We start from the raw sequence: 15636 nt of genomic DNA, 5'->3' as shown, positions 1-15636 counted from the left end.
GCCCGAGTAACGGCGCCCGATGCCCGGGACGGATGCGACCGGCGACAGCCATGGCTCAGCCTATGCTCCAGCCGAAAACGTTGGCGGTCGAGTAGATCCCCAGCGCGACGATGGCGACGCTGCTCAAGAGCAACGCCACGCTGAAGAAGCGATTGCGCTTGAAACGCTCGGGTACTTCGGTGGCTCGCAATCGCCAGACGGCGATGACCACGGCGAGCAGGAAGATACCACTGGCCACGCCGCCTATCTGTACCATCAGCACGGGCGATTGGATCACCAGAAACCCCATGGCCCATATGATCGGAAACACCACGGTCATGATGCGTATCGCCCGCTGGCGCGCGGCCAGGTCCTGCCAGTCGATCACGCCCAGCAGACCGAGCGTATTGGCCCAGAGCCGCGGTACGCTGGCCGTGGAGGCGATCAGCGTCGACCCCAGCACGGTGATCGCGCCGACCAGGAACAGCCAGTGCGCCCAGGGGCCCATGGTGTCGGTATAGATGCGACTGAGCGTGGTGATCATCTGGTTGCCCTGGGGCACCAATCCCTGCGGATGCAGGACCGCGGCGCCGATCACGTAGAACGCCATGGTGCACAGCGTACAGATGACCCAGGAGATCAGGACGTCGGTGCGCATCACCTTGATCCAGCCTTCGGCGCGTCTGGCGCGGGCTTCGCTGCCATTGTTCGGCCCGGTCCAGCGCGCGTAGCCCTTTTCGATGCACCAATAGGTGTAGGTGGTCATTTCATCGGCGCCGACCCCGGTGATGCCGAACATCGCCACCGCGAACCCCAGGGTTCCCGCGGGAATGGCGAAACTCAGCCCATCGAGCAGCGTCGAGCCGGTATAGGCGAAGGGAGTGAAGGGCAGCCCCAGGGCGAGCCCCACGGTGATCAGCGTGAATATCACCACCGAGACGAAAGCGGCGCGCTCGAGCATGCCATAGCGGTTGGTGTAGAGAAGCGCGACCACCCCGGCGATGAGCATGACCGTCCAGAACACCAGGGATGGCGTGCCCAGCGGTTCACCGACGACCGGGTAGAGGATACTGAACGCCGCCACCGTGCCGCCGATGATGCCGCCTCGTTGCAGAACCTTGGCGAAATCCATCAGGATCCATAGCGCGTTGATCCAGCCGATGCCGAAGAACTTCGGCCCTATCTGGCTGTATCCCTGTAGCGCAGGCTTGCCATTGAGGATCGACCACTGGGCGAGTTCGAGCTGTACCCAGACCTTGAGCGCGGTGCTGATGATGACCAGCCAGAGCAGCACGAACCCCGCCTTGGCGCCAAGCGCCGTGGTCGTGATCAGTTCGCCCGAACCGATCACCGCGGCCGAAATGATGATACCCGGACCGAGATAGCTCAGCCGCCCGGCCCAGGTGGTCGGGGGTTCGAGCACGTCGTCTTCATGCAGTGCGTAGGGGTCCTTCAGTAGCGGCGGTTGTCCGGCCAGGACGGCCTCTTCTCGAGCGTCTTTTCTTGTTATCGTCGACATGGTGGCTGCCTTTTTCGTTGTGCAAGGTGCGTGGACGGAAGTCGTCGGCTTACGTTGCGTTGACGACATTGAGCGGGGTCTCGCCCCGGGCGACACGGATGACGTTGTCGACACAGGCGAGGCTCAGGGCAGTCAGGGCCTCCTCCGTGTATCCCGCGATGTGCGAGGTGGCGATCACCGAATCGAGGCCGAGCAGCGCGCTCCCATAGGGCGGCTCCTGCTCGAAGGCATCGAGCGCGGCGCCGGCGATCCTGCCGTCGCGCAGTGCCGCATGCAGCGCGTCTTCGTCGACGACGCCGCCTCGCGCGGCGTTGATCAGCATGGCGCCGGGCTTCATCCGGGCCAGCGCGGCGGCATCGATCAGATGCCGGGTAGCGGCATCCAGGCCCACGTGCAGGCTGATGAAATCGCTACGGGCGCAGAGCTCGTCCAGCGAGCACAGCTCGACGCCGAGCTGAGCCTCCAGGCCGGGCGTGGGATAGGGTTCATGGGCCAGTACCTGCATATCGAAGCCGCACGCCCTGCGCGCCACTTCCCGGCCGATGTTACCGAGCCCGACGATGCCCAGGGTCTTGCCATGCACGCCGACGCCGAACAGCCGTGGCCACTCGCCAAGGCGGGTGAGCCGATCCGCCTGGGGAATGCGCCGGGCCAGCGCCAGCAGCAGCGCGAAAGTGAAATCCGCCACGGCGTGCCGGTTGGCGCCGGGCACGTTGCAGACCCACACGCCGCGTTCGCGGGCGGCGTCGAGGTCGATGTTGTCCACACCGACGCCATGCTTGCAGACGAGGCGAAGGTTCGGCAGCGCATCCAGCACACGGGCGCTGATGGGGGTGAACGCCACGATGGCGGCCTGCGCGTCCCTGGCCTGTTCGATGAAGGCCTCTTGCGTGAGGTCGGCGGCAAGTCTGAGGCAGTCGATGCCGTGCTCGGCCAGTAACGCCAGTGGCGCCTGGGAATACTGGGCGAAAGAAGGCGATGTGCTGACAACGCGCATGGCTGGATCTCCGTATTGTTCTTGTGGGAGCGGTCGGTCTGGGCGCAGGGTTTTCAGGGGCTGCGGTTGCTCCGTTTGCGCGTGGCCAGCTCGACCGCCTGGCGCAACGCTTCGATGAGGCTGCGTTCGTCGGCGATGCCCTGGCCGGCGATGTCGAAGGCGGTGCCGTGATCCACCGAGGTGCGGATCACCGGCAGGCCGATGGTGATGTTCACCCCGGCTTCCAGGCCCATGACCTTCACCGGGCCATGGCCCTGGTCGTGGTACATCGCGACCACCGCGTCGAAGTCGCCGCGGCCGGCGCGGAAGAACAGCGTGTCCGCCGGCAGCGGGCCTTCCACGCGCCAGCCGCGGGCGCGCAGTTCCTCGATGGCCGGCTGGATCTTGCTGGCCTCCTCGCCGTAGCCGAACAGGCCGTTCTCGCCGGCGTGCGGGTTGATGCCGCAGACCGCGATCAGCGGGTCGTCGATGCCGGCGCGCAGCAGCGTCTCGTGGGCGCGTTCGATGGTGCGGCGGACCAGGCCCGGCTCGATCCGGGCGATGGCGTCGAGGATGCCGATGTGGGTGGTGACGTGGATGACGCGCAGGATGGGCGTCATCAGCATCATCGAGACCTCCTCGACACCGGTCAGGTGCGCCAGCATCTCGGTGTGGCCGGGAAACAGGTGGCCGCCGGCATGCAGCGCTTCCTTGTTCAGCGGCGCGGTGCAGATGGCGTCCAGCAGGCCGTCGCGGGTCAGTTCCACGGTACGCTCGATGTAGCGGAAGGCGGCGTCGCCGGCGATCGGCGACAGCCGGCCGTAGGGCAGGTCCTGCGGGATCAGACCAAGGTCGATGCAGTCGACGACGCCCGGCTGGAAGCGCGCCTGCTCCGGGTGCTCGATGGCGTTCACCTGCAGCGTGCCGCCGACGATGCGGTTGGCGTCCGCCAGGCGCCGGGCGTCGCCGATGACCAGCGGACGGCAGAGCGCGTAGACGGAGGCGTGGCCCAGGGATTTCATGATGATCTCGGGGCCGATGCCGGCGGCATCGCCCATGGTGATCCCGATGACGGGGCGCTCAGACATGCTGGGGTTCCTCTAGCGTAAACGGCGTGTCGGTGCGGGTTGCGGCGTCGGCCTGCAGGGCGCTCCAGGCACGCTGCAGGGTGTCGGGCTGGCCGAAGCCGCCGGCCTTGGTGACGACGCCGAGACGCCGCCCCTGGTAGGCGGCGGACGACAGCACGACACCCGGCAGCAGTTCGCCATGGACACGCAGAGCGTCGATGCCGGCAGCGCTCAGCACGGCGCGGGCGGTTTCCCCGCCCGTGGCGATCAGCGAACCGGCTTCGCCCAACGCGCCCTGCAGCAGCCGTGCGAGGGACGCCGAGAGCAGGGTGGCCTGGGCCGGGTCGCGATGTTCCTGGGCCAGGCTGACGAGCAGGTCGGCTCCACTGGCGAGCCGCGCGCGCAGGCGCTCGGCCAGCGCCTCGCGGTCGGCCTGGCGGCCGGCGGCCAGCAACAGCCGGGGATCGAGGCGTTCGTGCGCCTGGCCGCTTCGCGACAGCAGGTATTCGGCCTGCCCCTGGGAATGCCGGGACATGCTGCCGACCACCGTCAGGATCGGGCCCTGCGGATTGGCCTCCAGCGCCCGCTCCGCCGGGTAGCCGAGCGCCGCGGGCAGGTGCTGGGCCAGGCCCGCCGAGCCGACCCAGTAGAGCCGCTCACGCAGGGGCGCGGATGCCTGGGCCAGGGCCTGCAGGTCGGCATCCGTCTCGGCGTCGCCGATGACGGCGTGCACACCATCCAGCAGGTGCTGGCGTAGCCGCTCCTCCAGGGTGCCGCTGGCGCGGACCTGCTCCAGGTCGAGGTGGGCGCAGCGCAGGCCCTGCGCCTCCAGCAGGGTCACGAGGTGGGCGCTGCCAGTGAGGTGTTCGTTGCTCCAGACATCGGAGCGGTCCACCGGCACGCCGTCGACGTACTGGACGGCGCCCCGCGTGGTGCGGCCCATGGCGGGGAACGCCGGCGCCACCAGCGCCATGCCCCGTCCACCGAGCGCGGCGACTTCGGCGGCGACATTGCCACGCAGGGTGGAGTCGATCTTCTTGTACAGGGCCAGCCCGGCGCATGCGCCCGACTCGACGATGGCCCGGTTCGCCCGCGCCGCCTCGCGGGGCGTCAGGCGGCGGGTGTCGAGATCCAGGGCCGTGACCTCGGACAGCCGTGCCGCCGAGCCATCCAGCAGCACGCGGGTGCTCAGCCGGCGGGCGAATCCGGCCGCGCAGTCGGCGGCGCCGGAGAGGTCGTCGGCGACGATCAGCAGGCCAGCGCTCATGGCAGCAGTCGCCGGTAGAGGGCCTGTATGTCGTCCAGGCTCAGGGCCTTGGGGTTGTTGACCATCAGCCGCGTGACCTTGGAGGCGGCGACGGCCATGTCCGCCAGGTGTTCTTCGGCCACCCCGAAATCGCGCAGGTTCTGCGGGATCTCGAGGGTGGCCGTCCAGGCGCCGATCTGCTCGATGAGCGCGCGGGCGGCGCTTTCGTCGCTGTCTCCGTCACGGGCGATGCCGCACACGCAGGCGGCGCGCTTGAGGCGCGCGGCGCAGCTGTCCATGTTGAAGGCCATCACGTGGGGCAGCAGCATGGCGTTGGCGACACCGTGGGTGACGTGGAACTTGCCGCCCAGCGGATAGGCCAGCGCGTGCACCGCGGCGGTACCGGCGGCGGTGAGGGCGAGGCCACCGTACATCGAGCCCAGCAGCATGTCGCCACGGGCGCGCACCGAGTCGGGCTGGCGGTAGGCTTCGACGATGCTGCCGGCGATCAGGCGCATGGACTCCAGGGCGAAGGTGTCGCTGAGCGGGTTCGCCTTGGTGGAAATGAAGGATTCCAGCGCATGGGTGAACGCATCCATGCCGGTGGCGGCGGTGATGGGTTTGGGCAGGCCGAGGGTCAGGATCGGGTCGAGGATCACCAGGGCCGGGAGCAGGTGACGGCTGACGACACCGACCTTGAGCTCCTCGTCCGGGAGGGTGACGATGGCGTTGGGCGTCACCTCCGAGCCGGTGCCCGAGGTGGTCGGCACCAGCACCGTCGGCTTGCCGGGGCGGCCGACCCGGTCGATGCCGAGCATGTCCCTGAGCGGGGTGTCGTTGGTCAGCATGACCGAGAACAGCTTGGCGGCGTCCAGCACGCTGCCGCCGCCGATGGCGATCAGCGCGTCCGGCGCATGGGGCGCGATCTGGCGGCGGAACACGCCTTCGATATTATCCAGCGTCGGTTCGATCTCGACCTCGTCGACCACCGTCACCGCGATGCCGCGCTGCTGCAACGCCCCGACGACCCGCGTCGTCACAGCGAGGCGGTGCATGGCGTTCTGGGTCACCAGCACCACCCGCTGCAGCGACGTGTCGAGCAGGCCGAGGCGGTCGCCCAGGGTGTTCAGACTCTGCGCGCCGTGGACGATGTGCTTGACGGTCTGGAAGTGGTAGAGGGACATGGCGTTCTCCGGCAATCAGCGACGGTAGACGGACAGCAGCCCTTCGAGCCGCTGCAGCGTGGCCTCGTCGAGCGCCGCGGTCGGCGCGCGACAGGGCCCCACCGGGACGTTGAGCAGATCCGTGGCTTTCTTGAGCACGACCGGCATGGTGCCCAGGGCGAAGGCGTCCCGCAGCGGTCGCAGGGCCTCCTGGGCCGCACGGGCGGCGGCATGGTCGCCGGCCTGGAAATGCGTCCAGATGGACATGACCAGGTTCGGCACGGCATTGGCCGTAGCGGCCACGGCACCGTCGCCGCCGGCCAGCAGGTTCCAGTAGATGAGCGAATCGGTGCCGGCGAACACGGCGAAGTCGTCGCTGCGGTAGCGGATCATCTGCACGAGGTTGTCGAAGTTGCCGGCGCTGTCCTTGATGCCCCTGATCTGCGGATGCTGCGACAGCGTGGCGACGGCCTGAATGCCGATGGACATGCCGGTCTTGGCCGGGATGTTGTACATCATGATCGGCAGCGCGGAGGCGTCGGCGACGGTCTCGTAGTGGGTGATCAGTTCGCTCTGGCTGAGCGCATTGAAGAACGGCGTGATGACCGACAGTGCCTGAACGCCGACGTCGGCCATCTTGCCGTTCAGCTCGATCACGTCACGCGTGGCGAAGGCGCCGGTGCCGGCGATCACCGGAACGCGGCCGGCTGCGGCCTCGACCGTGAGGCGCGCGATGCGCACCTTCTCGTCCTCGCGAAGGGCGAAGAACTCGCCGTTGGTACCCAGCACGAACAAGCCGTGAACGCCCGCATCGATCAGGCTCTCGATCAGCCCGCCCAGCGCGGCCTCATCCACTTCCTGACGCGCCGTGAACGGGGTGACGAGTGCGGGGACAATGCCTGTGAAGTTCATCGGATAGCTCCGTTTTGATTTTTATGGTCACCACTTTTGATCGAATCAATCAAAAATGTCGACCTTAATCCGATGAACGGTTACATAAAATGATCGATACGATCATATAAAGAAAGAAATTTGATCATACCGATCATTTCGGCAGGGTGCCGCGAGCGCTCTAGGAAAGGTGTTGCAGGGGCGCCGACAAAACCGCGCAGACATGAGCCGGCAGCGCAGCCTGCGAAGGGTGTCTGCGACAGGCCTGGCCCCTTTCGAGCCGTCTGCAGGAGGATGAGGGTGACGTCCCGCGGGCCGGGTGAACGGCATCAGTGGCCGCGCCAACGGCTGGTCGCGGCGATCCGGGCGTGAGCCGCAGGCCGATGCACAGCAAAGGCCTGCACGGCATGCCGTTACTCGGTCAACGGCCCCGGCACGGTCGCCTCCGGCCGCCGGGCGTAGCGCTGGGCGAGCACTGCGCAGACCATCAGCTGGATCTGGTGGAACAGCATCATCGGCAGGATCATCAGACCGATGCTGCTACCGGCGAACAGTACCTGGGCCATCGGCACGCCGGTGGCCAGGCTCTTCTTCGAGCCGCAGAAGAGAATGGTGATGCGGTCCTCCAGGTCGAAGCCGCACCACCGGCCCAGCAGGCTGGTGGCGATCAGCGCCAGCGCCAGCAACAGACAGCAGGCGAACACCAGCGCCGCCAGCGTCGGCCAGGACACCTGTTGCCACAGCCCGCCGACCACCGCCTCGCTGAAGGCGGTGTAGACCACCAGCAGAATCGAGCTCTGATCGACGTACTTCAGCCAGTTCTTGTTGCGCCCCACCCAGGCGCCGATCCAGCGTCGGGCGATCTGCCCGGCGATGAAGGGCACCAGCAGTTGCAGGGTGATCTTGCCGATGGCGTCCAGGGTCGACCCCCCGTCGCCGTGCACGTCCATCAGCAACGCCACCAGCAAGGGGGTGAGGAAGATGCCGAACAGGCTGGAGGCCGCCGCGCTGCAGATCGCCGCCGGGATATTGCCGCGCGCCAGGGAGGTGAAGGCAATGGCCGACTGCACCGTGGCCGGCAGCGCGCACAGGTAGAGCATGCCCAGGTACAGCTCGGTGCCGATCATGGGCGACAGCAGTGGCTTGAGCGCCAGGCCCAGCAGGGGGAAGAGGATGAAGGTGCAACTGAACACCAGCAGGTGCAGGCGCCAGTGCCCGGCTCCGGCGACGATGGCTTCACGCGACAGCTTGGCGCCATGCAGGAAGAACAGCAAGGCGATGGCCAGGTTGGTGACCCAGCCGAAGACCACGGCGGTATCGCCGCTGACGGGCAGCAGGGTGGCAGTGGCGACGACGGCGACCAGGGTCAGGGTGAAGTTGTCGGGGAGCAGACGGGAGCGGGCCATGGGCAGGATTCCGAACGAACGAAGGCAAGCGCGGTTGCCATGCAAAGGCGCTCACTCTACCCTGAGCCGTCATTGCCGACTAACGCCATAAAGCCAGATCATGTCGCCGAACGGACATCACAGCGTCACCGAACGCAGCGTGCCCCAGCTCGATCGCCTGCCGCGCCCGCTCTACGCGCGCAACGAATCGCTGATCCGCCAGACCGGCACGCCGCGCCACAGCCACCCCTGGGTACAGCTGACCTATGCCATCCAGGGCGTGCTGCACGTGCATACCGCGGCGGGCAGTTTCGTTGCGCCGCCGCAGCGCGCGATCTGGATTCCCGCCGGCCTCGAACACGAGGTGCACAGCTCGCCGCATACCGAGATGCGCAGCCTCTACCTGGACGATGGCAGCGCCGATCCGCAACCCGGCAGTTGCCGGGTGCTGGGTGTCGACGCCCTGACCCGCGAGCTGATCCGCAGCTTCAGCCAACTGCCGGTGGAATATGACGAACAGGGCGCCGAGGGGCGCCTGGCCCAGGTGTTGCTCGACCGCCTGCGCGCCGCCCCCCAGGTGCACCTGTCGCTGCCGCTGCCGAGCGATCCGCGCCTGCGCACCCTGTGCCGCCGCCTGCAGGCGCAGCCGGACGACGACCGCACCCTGGCGGCCTGGGGCGAGCGGCTGGGTACCTCGGAAAAGACCCTGAGCCGCCTGTTCCTGCGCGACACCGGCCTGACCTTCCGCGCCTGGCGCCAGCGCCTGCGCCTGCTCGGCGCCCTCACGCCGCTGGAGCAGGGCCAGCGCGTCACCGACGTGGCCCTGCTCTGCGGCTACGATTCCACCTCGGCCTTCATCGCCGCCTTTCGTCAGCAGTTCGGCGCCACACCGGGGGAGTTCTTTCGCGGCTGAGCGCCATCCATCACCCGCGCTGGCCACGCTATTCGCAGCCGGTGCGGCCCAGCAACCTACCCTGGCGCCACGCGCTCGGACCCTGGGTCGCGTCACAGGCCAACTGACGGTTGAACGGCTTCTCGTAGGGGGCGGGCCGCATTAGCGTAGGAGCCGCGCCCCCGCGGCGAATGGTGACCACACCACGGACTCTGCGGGATGGCCGCCATCGCATCGCGCCGGGGGCGGCGCTCCTACACGGTCGGCGGTTTGCCGCGCTAGCGTAGGAGCCCCGACCCGGAGCGAATGGTGCGCACGGCACCGATATCGGGTGGCGGCCGCCATCGATTCGCGCAGGGGGCGACACGCCTACCAATGGGCACGCCGACTCCGAACGGCATGGCAAGGTCTCGGGGCGAGGCGGTATCTACGTCCGGCATTTCAGGGTTGACGCGACACTAGGATCGGCGTACCTGCAATCCAGCATAGCCATGCTCTCCACTCTCCCTGGTCAGTTGCAAGTGCCCCGCCGCTACCAGCTCACGGGCACGCCAGAACAGGAAGTAATCGCTGGCGAAGAAACCGTCGTTGCGCGCCATCACCTCGGCCATCAGTCGCGCCAGCGGCTGCTCCTCGGCGGAAGCATGATGCAGCAGGGCAGCGTCGATAACCTGGTAGTCCTCGCCGTGGAAGGCATTCGCCTGCCAGCGGCGGATCAGCGCGTTGTCCGCCAGCCCAGCGCGCCATTGCGCGGCCAGGAAGCGGCGCCGCGCGGCATCGACCTCGCGCGGTCGGGCCAATGCCGCCAGTTCCTCGGGGCGATGCATGGCCACCGCCTTGCGCGTCTCGACGCGGCTGTCGCCGCTGCCGCAGGGCACTTCCCATAACGCCAGTGGGCTGCCTTCGAGAGCATGGGCGACCCGCGCCAGCAGCAATTGCTCGCTGGCACTGTCGCCGTGCCACAGGGTCACCGGCCTCTCCTGCCGGGCGAGCCCGGCGATCCAGCGCGCATCGGCGGGCAATTCCGTGGCGAAATCCGGCACCGGCGTCACCCCCTCGGGCCATACCGCGCTCCAGAAAGCCACGCGGGCGCTACAGGGCGGCATGTCCACGTCGCCCAGCGGACCGACCGCCAGATCGTCGCGCAACACGCGCAAGCCAGCCTCGGCGGCCTGCCGGCCGATCACATGGGTCACGGCCGCTACCGCGTTATCACCACATACCAGATGCCACATCGATCCTCCTTGTCGGCCACCATCACGGGGTCAGCCGAACATCCAGTACCGGCTTGTCGCCCTGCTGCCATGTGCCTTTCAGGCTGCCGTCGGCCTGGCGCTCGAGCTCGAAACGCGCTGGCGACTCGCCGCCCTCGCGCAGGGTATGGACAGCCTGCCGGTACTTGCCACCCAGCTCGATGCGTTTCGCGTATTTGTCGTAGAAGTAGCTGGCGGACAGGCTGCCATCGGCGTACAGCCGCTCGATCACCAGGGTGATCGGATAACGCCCCAGCGTACCCCGGTAAACGCCTTGCGCATTCTCGCTCACGGGCAACACGCAATCGCCGCGGCGCTCCAGCAGCAGGCAGCGGCCATAGGGGCTGAGGTCGTCGCCCAGGGACCGATAGCTGAAACGGTTGGGAAACTCGCCCAGGTCGTCCAGGGCGCGCTCGACGTGGGCGGCGCAGGGTTCGGCGATCAGGGTCAGGGCGTCGCCGCTCAGTTGCACGCGATCGTAATCGAGGTCGGCATGGCGCCGCGAATCCAGGCAGCGGAGATACATCTCCCGTTGATCCTCCTGCCACTGCTCGTCTTCGCTCATGTCTTCGGCGTGACCGGCTTGAGCCGGCGGCAATTGTCCGAGGAAGTCCTCCATGCGCTTGGCCCGCTGGGCCTGCGCCTCGCGTTGCACACGCAGCAGCCCGTCGCGGCTGAACAGCTGAGCCAGGGCGATGGGACGGCCGCTGGCCAGGTCGAAGTTGTAGCTGCGTGTGCTCCGGCTGGTGTACGCCGCGGTGTATTCACCCTCGATCGCCACCGACAGATACCCCGGCCCTTGACCGACGACCTGGTAGTCGAGGAGATTCACCCCCCAGATCTCGCCTCGCTTCGGCCAGACCTTCTCGAACGGCGACTGCTCGAAGCGGCCCGGCAACGCCTGCAGCTCGAGCGTGTGCAGGAAGGTGTTGATACGCCCGATGGCGGGGCTGTCCCCGCTCAGCAGCGGGAAACGGTAGGTTTCCCAGTCGCCGCGCCTGGCTTCGAGATCGTCGATACGCACCTCGGCCTGGGCCGATAGCGCAGCGACCAGCAGCGGCAATAGCAGATAACGCATGGAGGCTCCTTGTGCGGACAGATCGCCACGGGCGTCGGGCAGGCCCGGGCACGCCATCCGTGTCGATCAGTCGTCGGCCTTCTTCAGTTTCGGGTTGGGGAAGAACTGCACGGCCTTGACCTTGGGGTCGGCGGCCTTGGGTTTCAGGGCGCTGACGTTGACCCGCGTGGGCAGTTCCCTGGCCACCGAGTTGCCGCGCTCATCCAGGGTGTCGGCATAACCGCAGTGCACGCACTCGCGGTGCGGCACGCCGTCGACGTTCCACATCTTGATGCTGTCCATCTCGCTGCACGCCGGGCACACGGCGCCGGCGATGAAGCGCTTGGGCGTGACCTCGCTCATGCCGCCTCCGCGCTCAGGCCCAGATGGCGCAGCAGGGCATCGATGCTCGGCTCGCGGCCGCGGAAGTCGACGAACAGCACCATCGGCGCCTGGGAGCCGCCACGGGCCAGGATCGCCTCGCGGAAGGCGCGGCCGGTCTGCGGGTTGAGCACGCCCTCTTCCTCGAACTTCGAGAAGGCGTCGGCGGACAGCACTTCGGCCCACTTGTAACTGTAGTAACCGGCCGCGTACCCACCGGCGAAGATGTGCGCGAAGCTGTTGGGGAAACGGTTGTAGGCCGGCGGACGCATCACCGAGACCTCGTCGCGGATGCCCTCGAGCACCTCCAGCACGCTGCGGCCGTCGCCATGGCTGGCGTGCAGTTCGAAGTCGAACAGCGAGAACTCCAGCTGGCGCACCATCATCAGCCCGGACTGGAAGTTCTTCGCCGCCAGCATCTTGTCGAGCAGATCCTGGGGCAGCGGCTCGCCGGTCTCGTAGTGGCCGGAGATCAGCGCCAGGCCCTCGGGCTCCCAGCACCAGTTTTCCATGAACTGGCTGGGCAACTCGACGGCATCCCAGGCCACGCCGTTGATGCCGGACACGCCGACGTGCTCGACCCGGGTCAGCAGGTGATGCAGGCCGTGGCCGAATTCGTGGAACAGCGTGGTGACTTCATCGTGGGTCAGCAGCGCCGGCTTGCCGGCCGAAGCCGGGGTGAAATTGCACACCAGGTTGGCCACCGGGCTGACCAGCTCGCCACCGGCGGCGCGGCGCTTGTCGCGGGCACCATCCATCCAGGCGCCACCACGCTTGTTGGCGCGGGCGTAGAGGTCGAAGAAGAAGCGCCCGACGTGCTGGCCGTTCTCCTCGATCTCGAACAGGCGCACGTCCGGGTGCCAGCTGTCGAAGCCGGACAGTTCCTTGATCTGGATGCCGTAGAGCTTCTCGACGATGGCGAACAGGCCACTGAGCACCTTGTCGATGGGGAAGTAGGCGCGCAGGGTTTCCTGGGAGATGCTGTAGCGCTGCTCGCGCAGCTTTTCGCTGTAGTAGCCCACGTCCCAGCTCTGCAGGTCGCCGCAGCCTTGCTCGGCGGCGAAGGCCTTGAGCTCGGCCAGATCCTGTTCGGCGAACGGCTTGCTGCGCACCGCCAGGTCGCGCAGGAAGCTCAGCACCTGCTCGGTGGACTCGGCCATCTTGCTGGCCAGGCTCAGCTCGGAATAGTTGGCGAAACCGAGCAGGCGCGCCAGCTCCTGGCGCAGGTCGAGAATCTCGGCCATCACCGGGCCGTTGTCGTTCTGCCCGGCGTTCGGGCCCTGATCCGAGGCGCGGGTGCAATAGGCGGCATACAGCTCTTCGCGCAGGGCGCGGTTGTCGGCGTAGGTCATCACCGCGTAGTAGCTGGGGAACTCCAGGGTGATCAGCCAGCCGTCCAGGCCCTTGGCCTCGGCCGCCTGGCGCATCTGCGCCTTGGCCGAATCGGTGATGCCGACGAGCAGGCTTTCGTCCTCGACCTGCTTGGTCCAGGCCTGGGTGGCGTCCAGCAACTGGTTGGAAAAGCGGCTGCCCAGCTCCGACAGCTTCATCTGGATCTCGCCGTAGCGCTTCTGCTGTGCAGGCGGCAGGTCGATACCGGAGAGGCGGAAATCACGCAGGGCGTGCTCGAGGATGGTCTTCTGCGCCACGTCGAAACCGGCCGCTTCCGGGCTGGCGGCCAGCGCCTCGTAGGCCTGGAACAGCGCGCGGTTCTGGCCCATTTCCGTCCAGTATTCCGACAGTTTCGGCAGGCAGGCCTCGTAGGCGGCACGCAGCTCGGCGTTGTTGCACACCGCATTCAGGTGGCTGACCGGGCTCCAGGCCCGGCCCAGTTTCGAACCCTGCTCGTCGAGCGGGTCGATCAGCGACGCCCAGCGCGGCGCATCGCCCTGGCTGGCCAGCAGCTCGGCAACGACTGCGCGGCTTTCGGCGAGAATGGCGTCCACCGCCGGCTCGACGTGCTCGGGGCGGATCGCCGAATAGGGGGGCAGGTCGAAGGGTTGCAGCAGGGGATTGTTCGCACTCACGTCGGGTACCTGTGGTGGAATGAATAGAAGGGCTTGTTGAGCAGATATGGCGTCATCTTAATTACAATCAACCCTTCGCGCAGCTTGAGAGCCTGCTTAAAGGCTAGCGAGCTAGGGTCCCTGCAAGGCGAAAACAGGCGAGGAAGCGGAGTTTACTGCTGTAAATGAGCATTCCGAGCCTGTTTTTAACGCCGCAGGACCGACGCGCAGCAGACTTTTAGCTGGTTCTGAGAGGTTCTATCGTGGCGATTCGTACTTACCAGGGCATTACTCCGAGCCTGGCAGACCGGGTATTCGTCGACGCCTCGGCGGTGGTCATCGGCGACGTCGAAATCGGCGAAGACAGCTCGGTGTGGCCGCTGACCGTGATCCGCGGCGACATGCACCGCATCCGCATCGGCAGACGCACCAGCGTGCAGGACGGCAGTGTGCTGCACATCACCCACGCCGGGCCGTTCAACCCGGACGGTTTCCCGCTGATCATCGGCGACGAGGTGACCATCGGCCACAAGGTCATGCTGCATGGCTGCACCCTGGGCAGCCGCATCCTGGTGGGCATGGGCAGTACGGTGATGGACGGCGCCGTGGTGCAGGACGAGGTGATCATCGGCGCCGGCAGCCTGGTACCGCCGGGCAAGGTACTGGAGAGCGGCTACCTGTACGTCGGCAGCCCGGTGAAACAGGCCCGGCCGCTGACCGACAAGGAGCGCAACTTCTTCAGCTACACCGCCGGCAACTACGTGAAGCTCAAGGATCAGCACCTGGCCGAGGGCTTCGACCGATGAACTGCCTGCGCCAGGGCCTGGCCGCCTTGCTGCTGGGCGCGGCCAGCCTGCCACTGCTGGCCGACGACGTGCGCTGCCTGCAATCGACGGGCAGCGGCAAGCCGATCCGCCTGAGCCTGGCCCTGCTCAGCGACGAACAGGGCCAGCACCGCACCGGCTACGTGCGCTACGCCGGCCAGCCGGACAGCCTGCCGCTGGTATTCAAGAGCAGCGAGATACTGGACGACGAAGAGGGCGAGAACCAAGGCCGGCCCTGGGAATACCTCAGCACCTGGCTGGAAATCCTGCCCGCCGAGGAGCGCATCGGCGGACGCTACAGCTTTCACCACCAGGGGGCCGTACTCTTCGATTTCCAGTACCTCAACCTGCGCAGCGGCAAGACCTACCATTTCGCGGAAGACCGCGATGCCCTCGACGAACTGAATACCTGCGTCTGGCCCTAGAGGAATGAAGCGAAACATGATCACCATCCGCCCCATCACCGCCGTCGACTTCGAGCAGGTCTGGCCGATCATCCGTGACATCGTCCAGGCCCAGGAAACCTATGCCTACGATCCGGCCATGGATCGCGATACCGCCTGGAAACTCTGGGTCGAACTGCCCCGCGCCACCTTCGTCGCCGAGCAGGACGGGCAGATCCTCGGCACCTACTACATCAAGGCCAATGCCGCCGGCCCCGGCGACCATGTATGCAACTGCGGCTACATGACCGCTCCCGCCGCCCGCGGCAAGGGCGTGGCCAGCGCCCTGTGCGCGCACTCGTTGCAGGTCGGGCGCGAGCTGGGCTTCCTGGCCATGCAGTTCAACTCCGTGGTGGCCACCAACCGGGTCGCCGTGGCGCTGTGGCAGAAACACGGCTTCGCCATCGTCGGCACCCTGCCCAAGGCCTACCGCCACCGCACCCTGGGTCTGGTGGACTGCCATGTGATGTACCGCCAGTTGCACGATTGAAAGCTTCGAGCGGCAAGCTTCAAGCGACAAGCCAGAAGCAAAAGCCTGGACGTTACGCCTGAAC

General features: G+C 67.1%; 15 protein-coding genes. 4 read left to right on the top strand and 11 right to left on the bottom strand.

The features are described 5' to 3' along the window. Positions 1-55 precede the first annotated feature (55 nt). The 7 genes from DNK34_RS17040 to DNK34_RS17010 all read right to left on the bottom strand — a co-directional run bounded on the left by DNK34_RS17040 (position 56) and on the right by DNK34_RS17010 (position 8247). The gene (locus tag DNK34_RS17040; RefSeq protein WP_131176211.1) at positions 56-1498 is read right to left on the bottom strand and encodes an Nramp family divalent metal transporter; all 1443 of its coding nucleotides are present in this window, start codon (positions 1496-1498) and stop codon (positions 56-58) included. Positions 1499-1547: 49 nt separating this feature from the next. Next, positions 1548-2495 carry a phosphoglycerate dehydrogenase gene (locus DNK34_RS17035; protein ID WP_131176212.1) on the bottom strand — a complete coding sequence of 316 codons (948 nt, stop codon included), beginning with the start codon at positions 2493-2495 and terminating at the stop codon, positions 1548-1550. 53 nt (positions 2496-2548) lie between these two features. Continuing rightward, positions 2549-3562, bottom strand: coding sequence for a 4-hydroxythreonine-4-phosphate dehydrogenase PdxA (gene pdxA, locus DNK34_RS17030; protein WP_131176213.1), 1014 nt, complete (start codon positions 3560-3562; stop codon positions 2549-2551). Then, on the bottom strand, positions 3555-4808 hold the full coding sequence (locus DNK34_RS17025; protein WP_131176214.1) for a four-carbon acid sugar kinase family protein: 1254 nt from the start codon (positions 4806-4808) through the stop codon (positions 3555-3557). The genes pdxA and DNK34_RS17025 overlap by 8 nt, the downstream gene beginning before the upstream one ends. Continuing rightward, positions 4805-5971 (bottom strand): iron-containing alcohol dehydrogenase, encoded by a 1167-nt coding sequence (locus DNK34_RS17020; RefSeq protein WP_131176215.1) that lies wholly within the window; start codon positions 5969-5971, stop codon positions 4805-4807. Before DNK34_RS17020 ends, DNK34_RS17025 begins: the two co-directional genes overlap by 4 nt. A gap of 15 nt (positions 5972-5986) precedes the next feature. Then, on the bottom strand, positions 5987-6862 hold the full coding sequence (gene dapA / locus DNK34_RS17015; RefSeq protein ID WP_131176216.1) for a 4-hydroxy-tetrahydrodipicolinate synthase: 876 nt from the start codon (positions 6860-6862) through the stop codon (positions 5987-5989). A gap of 392 nt (positions 6863-7254) precedes the next feature. Continuing rightward, complete coding sequence (locus tag DNK34_RS17010; protein WP_131176217.1) at positions 7255-8247, bottom strand: bile acid:sodium symporter family protein; 993 nt, start codon at positions 8245-8247, stop codon at positions 7255-7257. A 100-nt stretch (positions 8248-8347) separates the two neighbouring features. On the opposite strand from DNK34_RS17010, the gene DNK34_RS17005 reads away from it, so the two are divergent. Beyond that, positions 8348-9139: an AraC family transcriptional regulator gene (locus DNK34_RS17005; RefSeq protein WP_131176218.1), complete on the top strand. Its 792-nt coding sequence runs from the start codon at positions 8348-8350 to the stop codon at positions 9137-9139. A 437-nt stretch (positions 9140-9576) separates the two neighbouring features. Here the strand turns inward: DNK34_RS17005 and DNK34_RS17000 are convergent, their stop codons facing one another. The 4 genes from DNK34_RS17000 to prlC form a co-directional block, all read right to left on the bottom strand. Next, complete coding sequence (locus DNK34_RS17000) at positions 9577-10353, bottom strand: DUF1835 domain-containing protein (protein ID WP_131176219.1); 777 nt, start codon at positions 10351-10353, stop codon at positions 9577-9579. Between the two features lie 22 nt (positions 10354-10375). Continuing rightward, the gene (locus DNK34_RS16995; protein WP_131176220.1) at positions 10376-11449 is read right to left on the bottom strand and encodes a hypothetical protein; all 1074 of its coding nucleotides are present in this window, start codon (positions 11447-11449) and stop codon (positions 10376-10378) included. A gap of 66 nt (positions 11450-11515) precedes the next feature. Then, the gene (locus tag DNK34_RS16990) at positions 11516-11791 is read right to left on the bottom strand and encodes a YheV family putative zinc ribbon protein (protein WP_131176221.1); all 276 of its coding nucleotides are present in this window, start codon (positions 11789-11791) and stop codon (positions 11516-11518) included. Then, a complete protein-coding gene (gene prlC / locus DNK34_RS16985; protein ID WP_131176222.1) occupies positions 11788-13836 on the bottom strand; it encodes an oligopeptidase A in 2049 nt (682 codons plus the stop codon). Before prlC ends, DNK34_RS16990 begins: the two co-directional genes overlap by 4 nt. Positions 13837-14078: 242 nt before the next feature. Here prlC and DNK34_RS16980 point away from each other — a divergent pair, with 242 nt between their 5' ends. From DNK34_RS16980 to DNK34_RS16970, 3 genes are read left to right on the top strand one after another with little or no spacing between them, the layout of a single operon-like run. After that, positions 14079-14621: a gamma carbonic anhydrase family protein gene (locus DNK34_RS16980; RefSeq protein ID WP_131176223.1), complete on the top strand. Its 543-nt coding sequence runs from the start codon at positions 14079-14081 to the stop codon at positions 14619-14621. Further along, a complete protein-coding gene (locus tag DNK34_RS16975) occupies positions 14618-15064 on the top strand; it encodes a hypothetical protein (RefSeq protein WP_131176224.1) in 447 nt (148 codons plus the stop codon). The genes DNK34_RS16980 and DNK34_RS16975 overlap by 4 nt, the downstream gene beginning before the upstream one ends. 16 nt (positions 15065-15080) lie before the next feature. Beyond that, positions 15081-15572, top strand: a complete 492-nt coding sequence (locus tag DNK34_RS16970) for a GNAT family N-acetyltransferase (RefSeq protein ID WP_131176225.1) — start codon at positions 15081-15083, stop codon at positions 15570-15572. Positions 15573-15636: the final 64 nt, after the last annotated feature.

Origin of the sequence: Phytopseudomonas dryadis, from assembly GCF_004327355.1 — a bacterium.
Classification (GTDB): domain Bacteria; phylum Pseudomonadota; class Gammaproteobacteria; order Pseudomonadales; family Pseudomonadaceae; genus Aquipseudomonas; species Aquipseudomonas dryadis.
This window is presented reverse-complemented; position numbering and strand designations above follow the sequence as displayed.

Bases quoted from the DNA above. Each gene is read 5' to 3' on its own strand.
- DNK34_RS17040 (WP_131176211.1), bottom strand. From the start codon at position 1,498: ATGTCGACGATAACAAGAAAAGACGCTCGAGAAGAGGCCGTCCTGGCC.
- DNK34_RS17035 (WP_131176212.1), bottom strand. From the start codon at position 2,495: ATGCGCGTTGTCAGCACATCGCCTTCTTTCGCCCAGTATTCCCAGGCG.
- pdxA (WP_131176213.1), bottom strand. From the start codon at position 3,562: ATGTCTGAGCGCCCCGTCATCGGGATCACCATGGGCGATGCCGCCGGC.
- DNK34_RS17025 (WP_131176214.1), bottom strand. From the start codon at position 4,808: ATGAGCGCTGGCCTGCTGATCGTCGCCGACGACCTCTCCGGCGCCGCC.
- DNK34_RS17020 (WP_131176215.1), bottom strand. From the start codon at position 5,971: ATGTCCCTCTACCACTTCCAGACCGTCAAGCACATCGTCCACGGCGCG.
- dapA (WP_131176216.1), bottom strand. From the start codon at position 6,862: ATGAACTTCACAGGCATTGTCCCCGCACTCGTCACCCCGTTCACGGCG.
- DNK34_RS17010 (WP_131176217.1), bottom strand. From the start codon at position 8,247: ATGGCCCGCTCCCGTCTGCTCCCCGACAACTTCACCCTGACCCTGGTC.
- DNK34_RS17005 (WP_131176218.1), top strand. From the start codon at position 8,348: ATGTCGCCGAACGGACATCACAGCGTCACCGAACGCAGCGTGCCCCAG.
- DNK34_RS17000 (WP_131176219.1), bottom strand. From the start codon at position 10,353: ATGTGGCATCTGGTATGTGGTGATAACGCGGTAGCGGCCGTGACCCAT.
- DNK34_RS16995 (WP_131176220.1), bottom strand. From the start codon at position 11,449: ATGCGTTATCTGCTATTGCCGCTGCTGGTCGCTGCGCTATCGGCCCAG.
- DNK34_RS16990 (WP_131176221.1), bottom strand. From the start codon at position 11,791: ATGAGCGAGGTCACGCCCAAGCGCTTCATCGCCGGCGCCGTGTGCCCG.
- DNK34_RS16975 (WP_131176224.1), top strand. From the start codon at position 14,618: ATGAACTGCCTGCGCCAGGGCCTGGCCGCCTTGCTGCTGGGCGCGGCC.
- DNK34_RS16970 (WP_131176225.1), top strand. From the start codon at position 15,081: ATGATCACCATCCGCCCCATCACCGCCGTCGACTTCGAGCAGGTCTGG.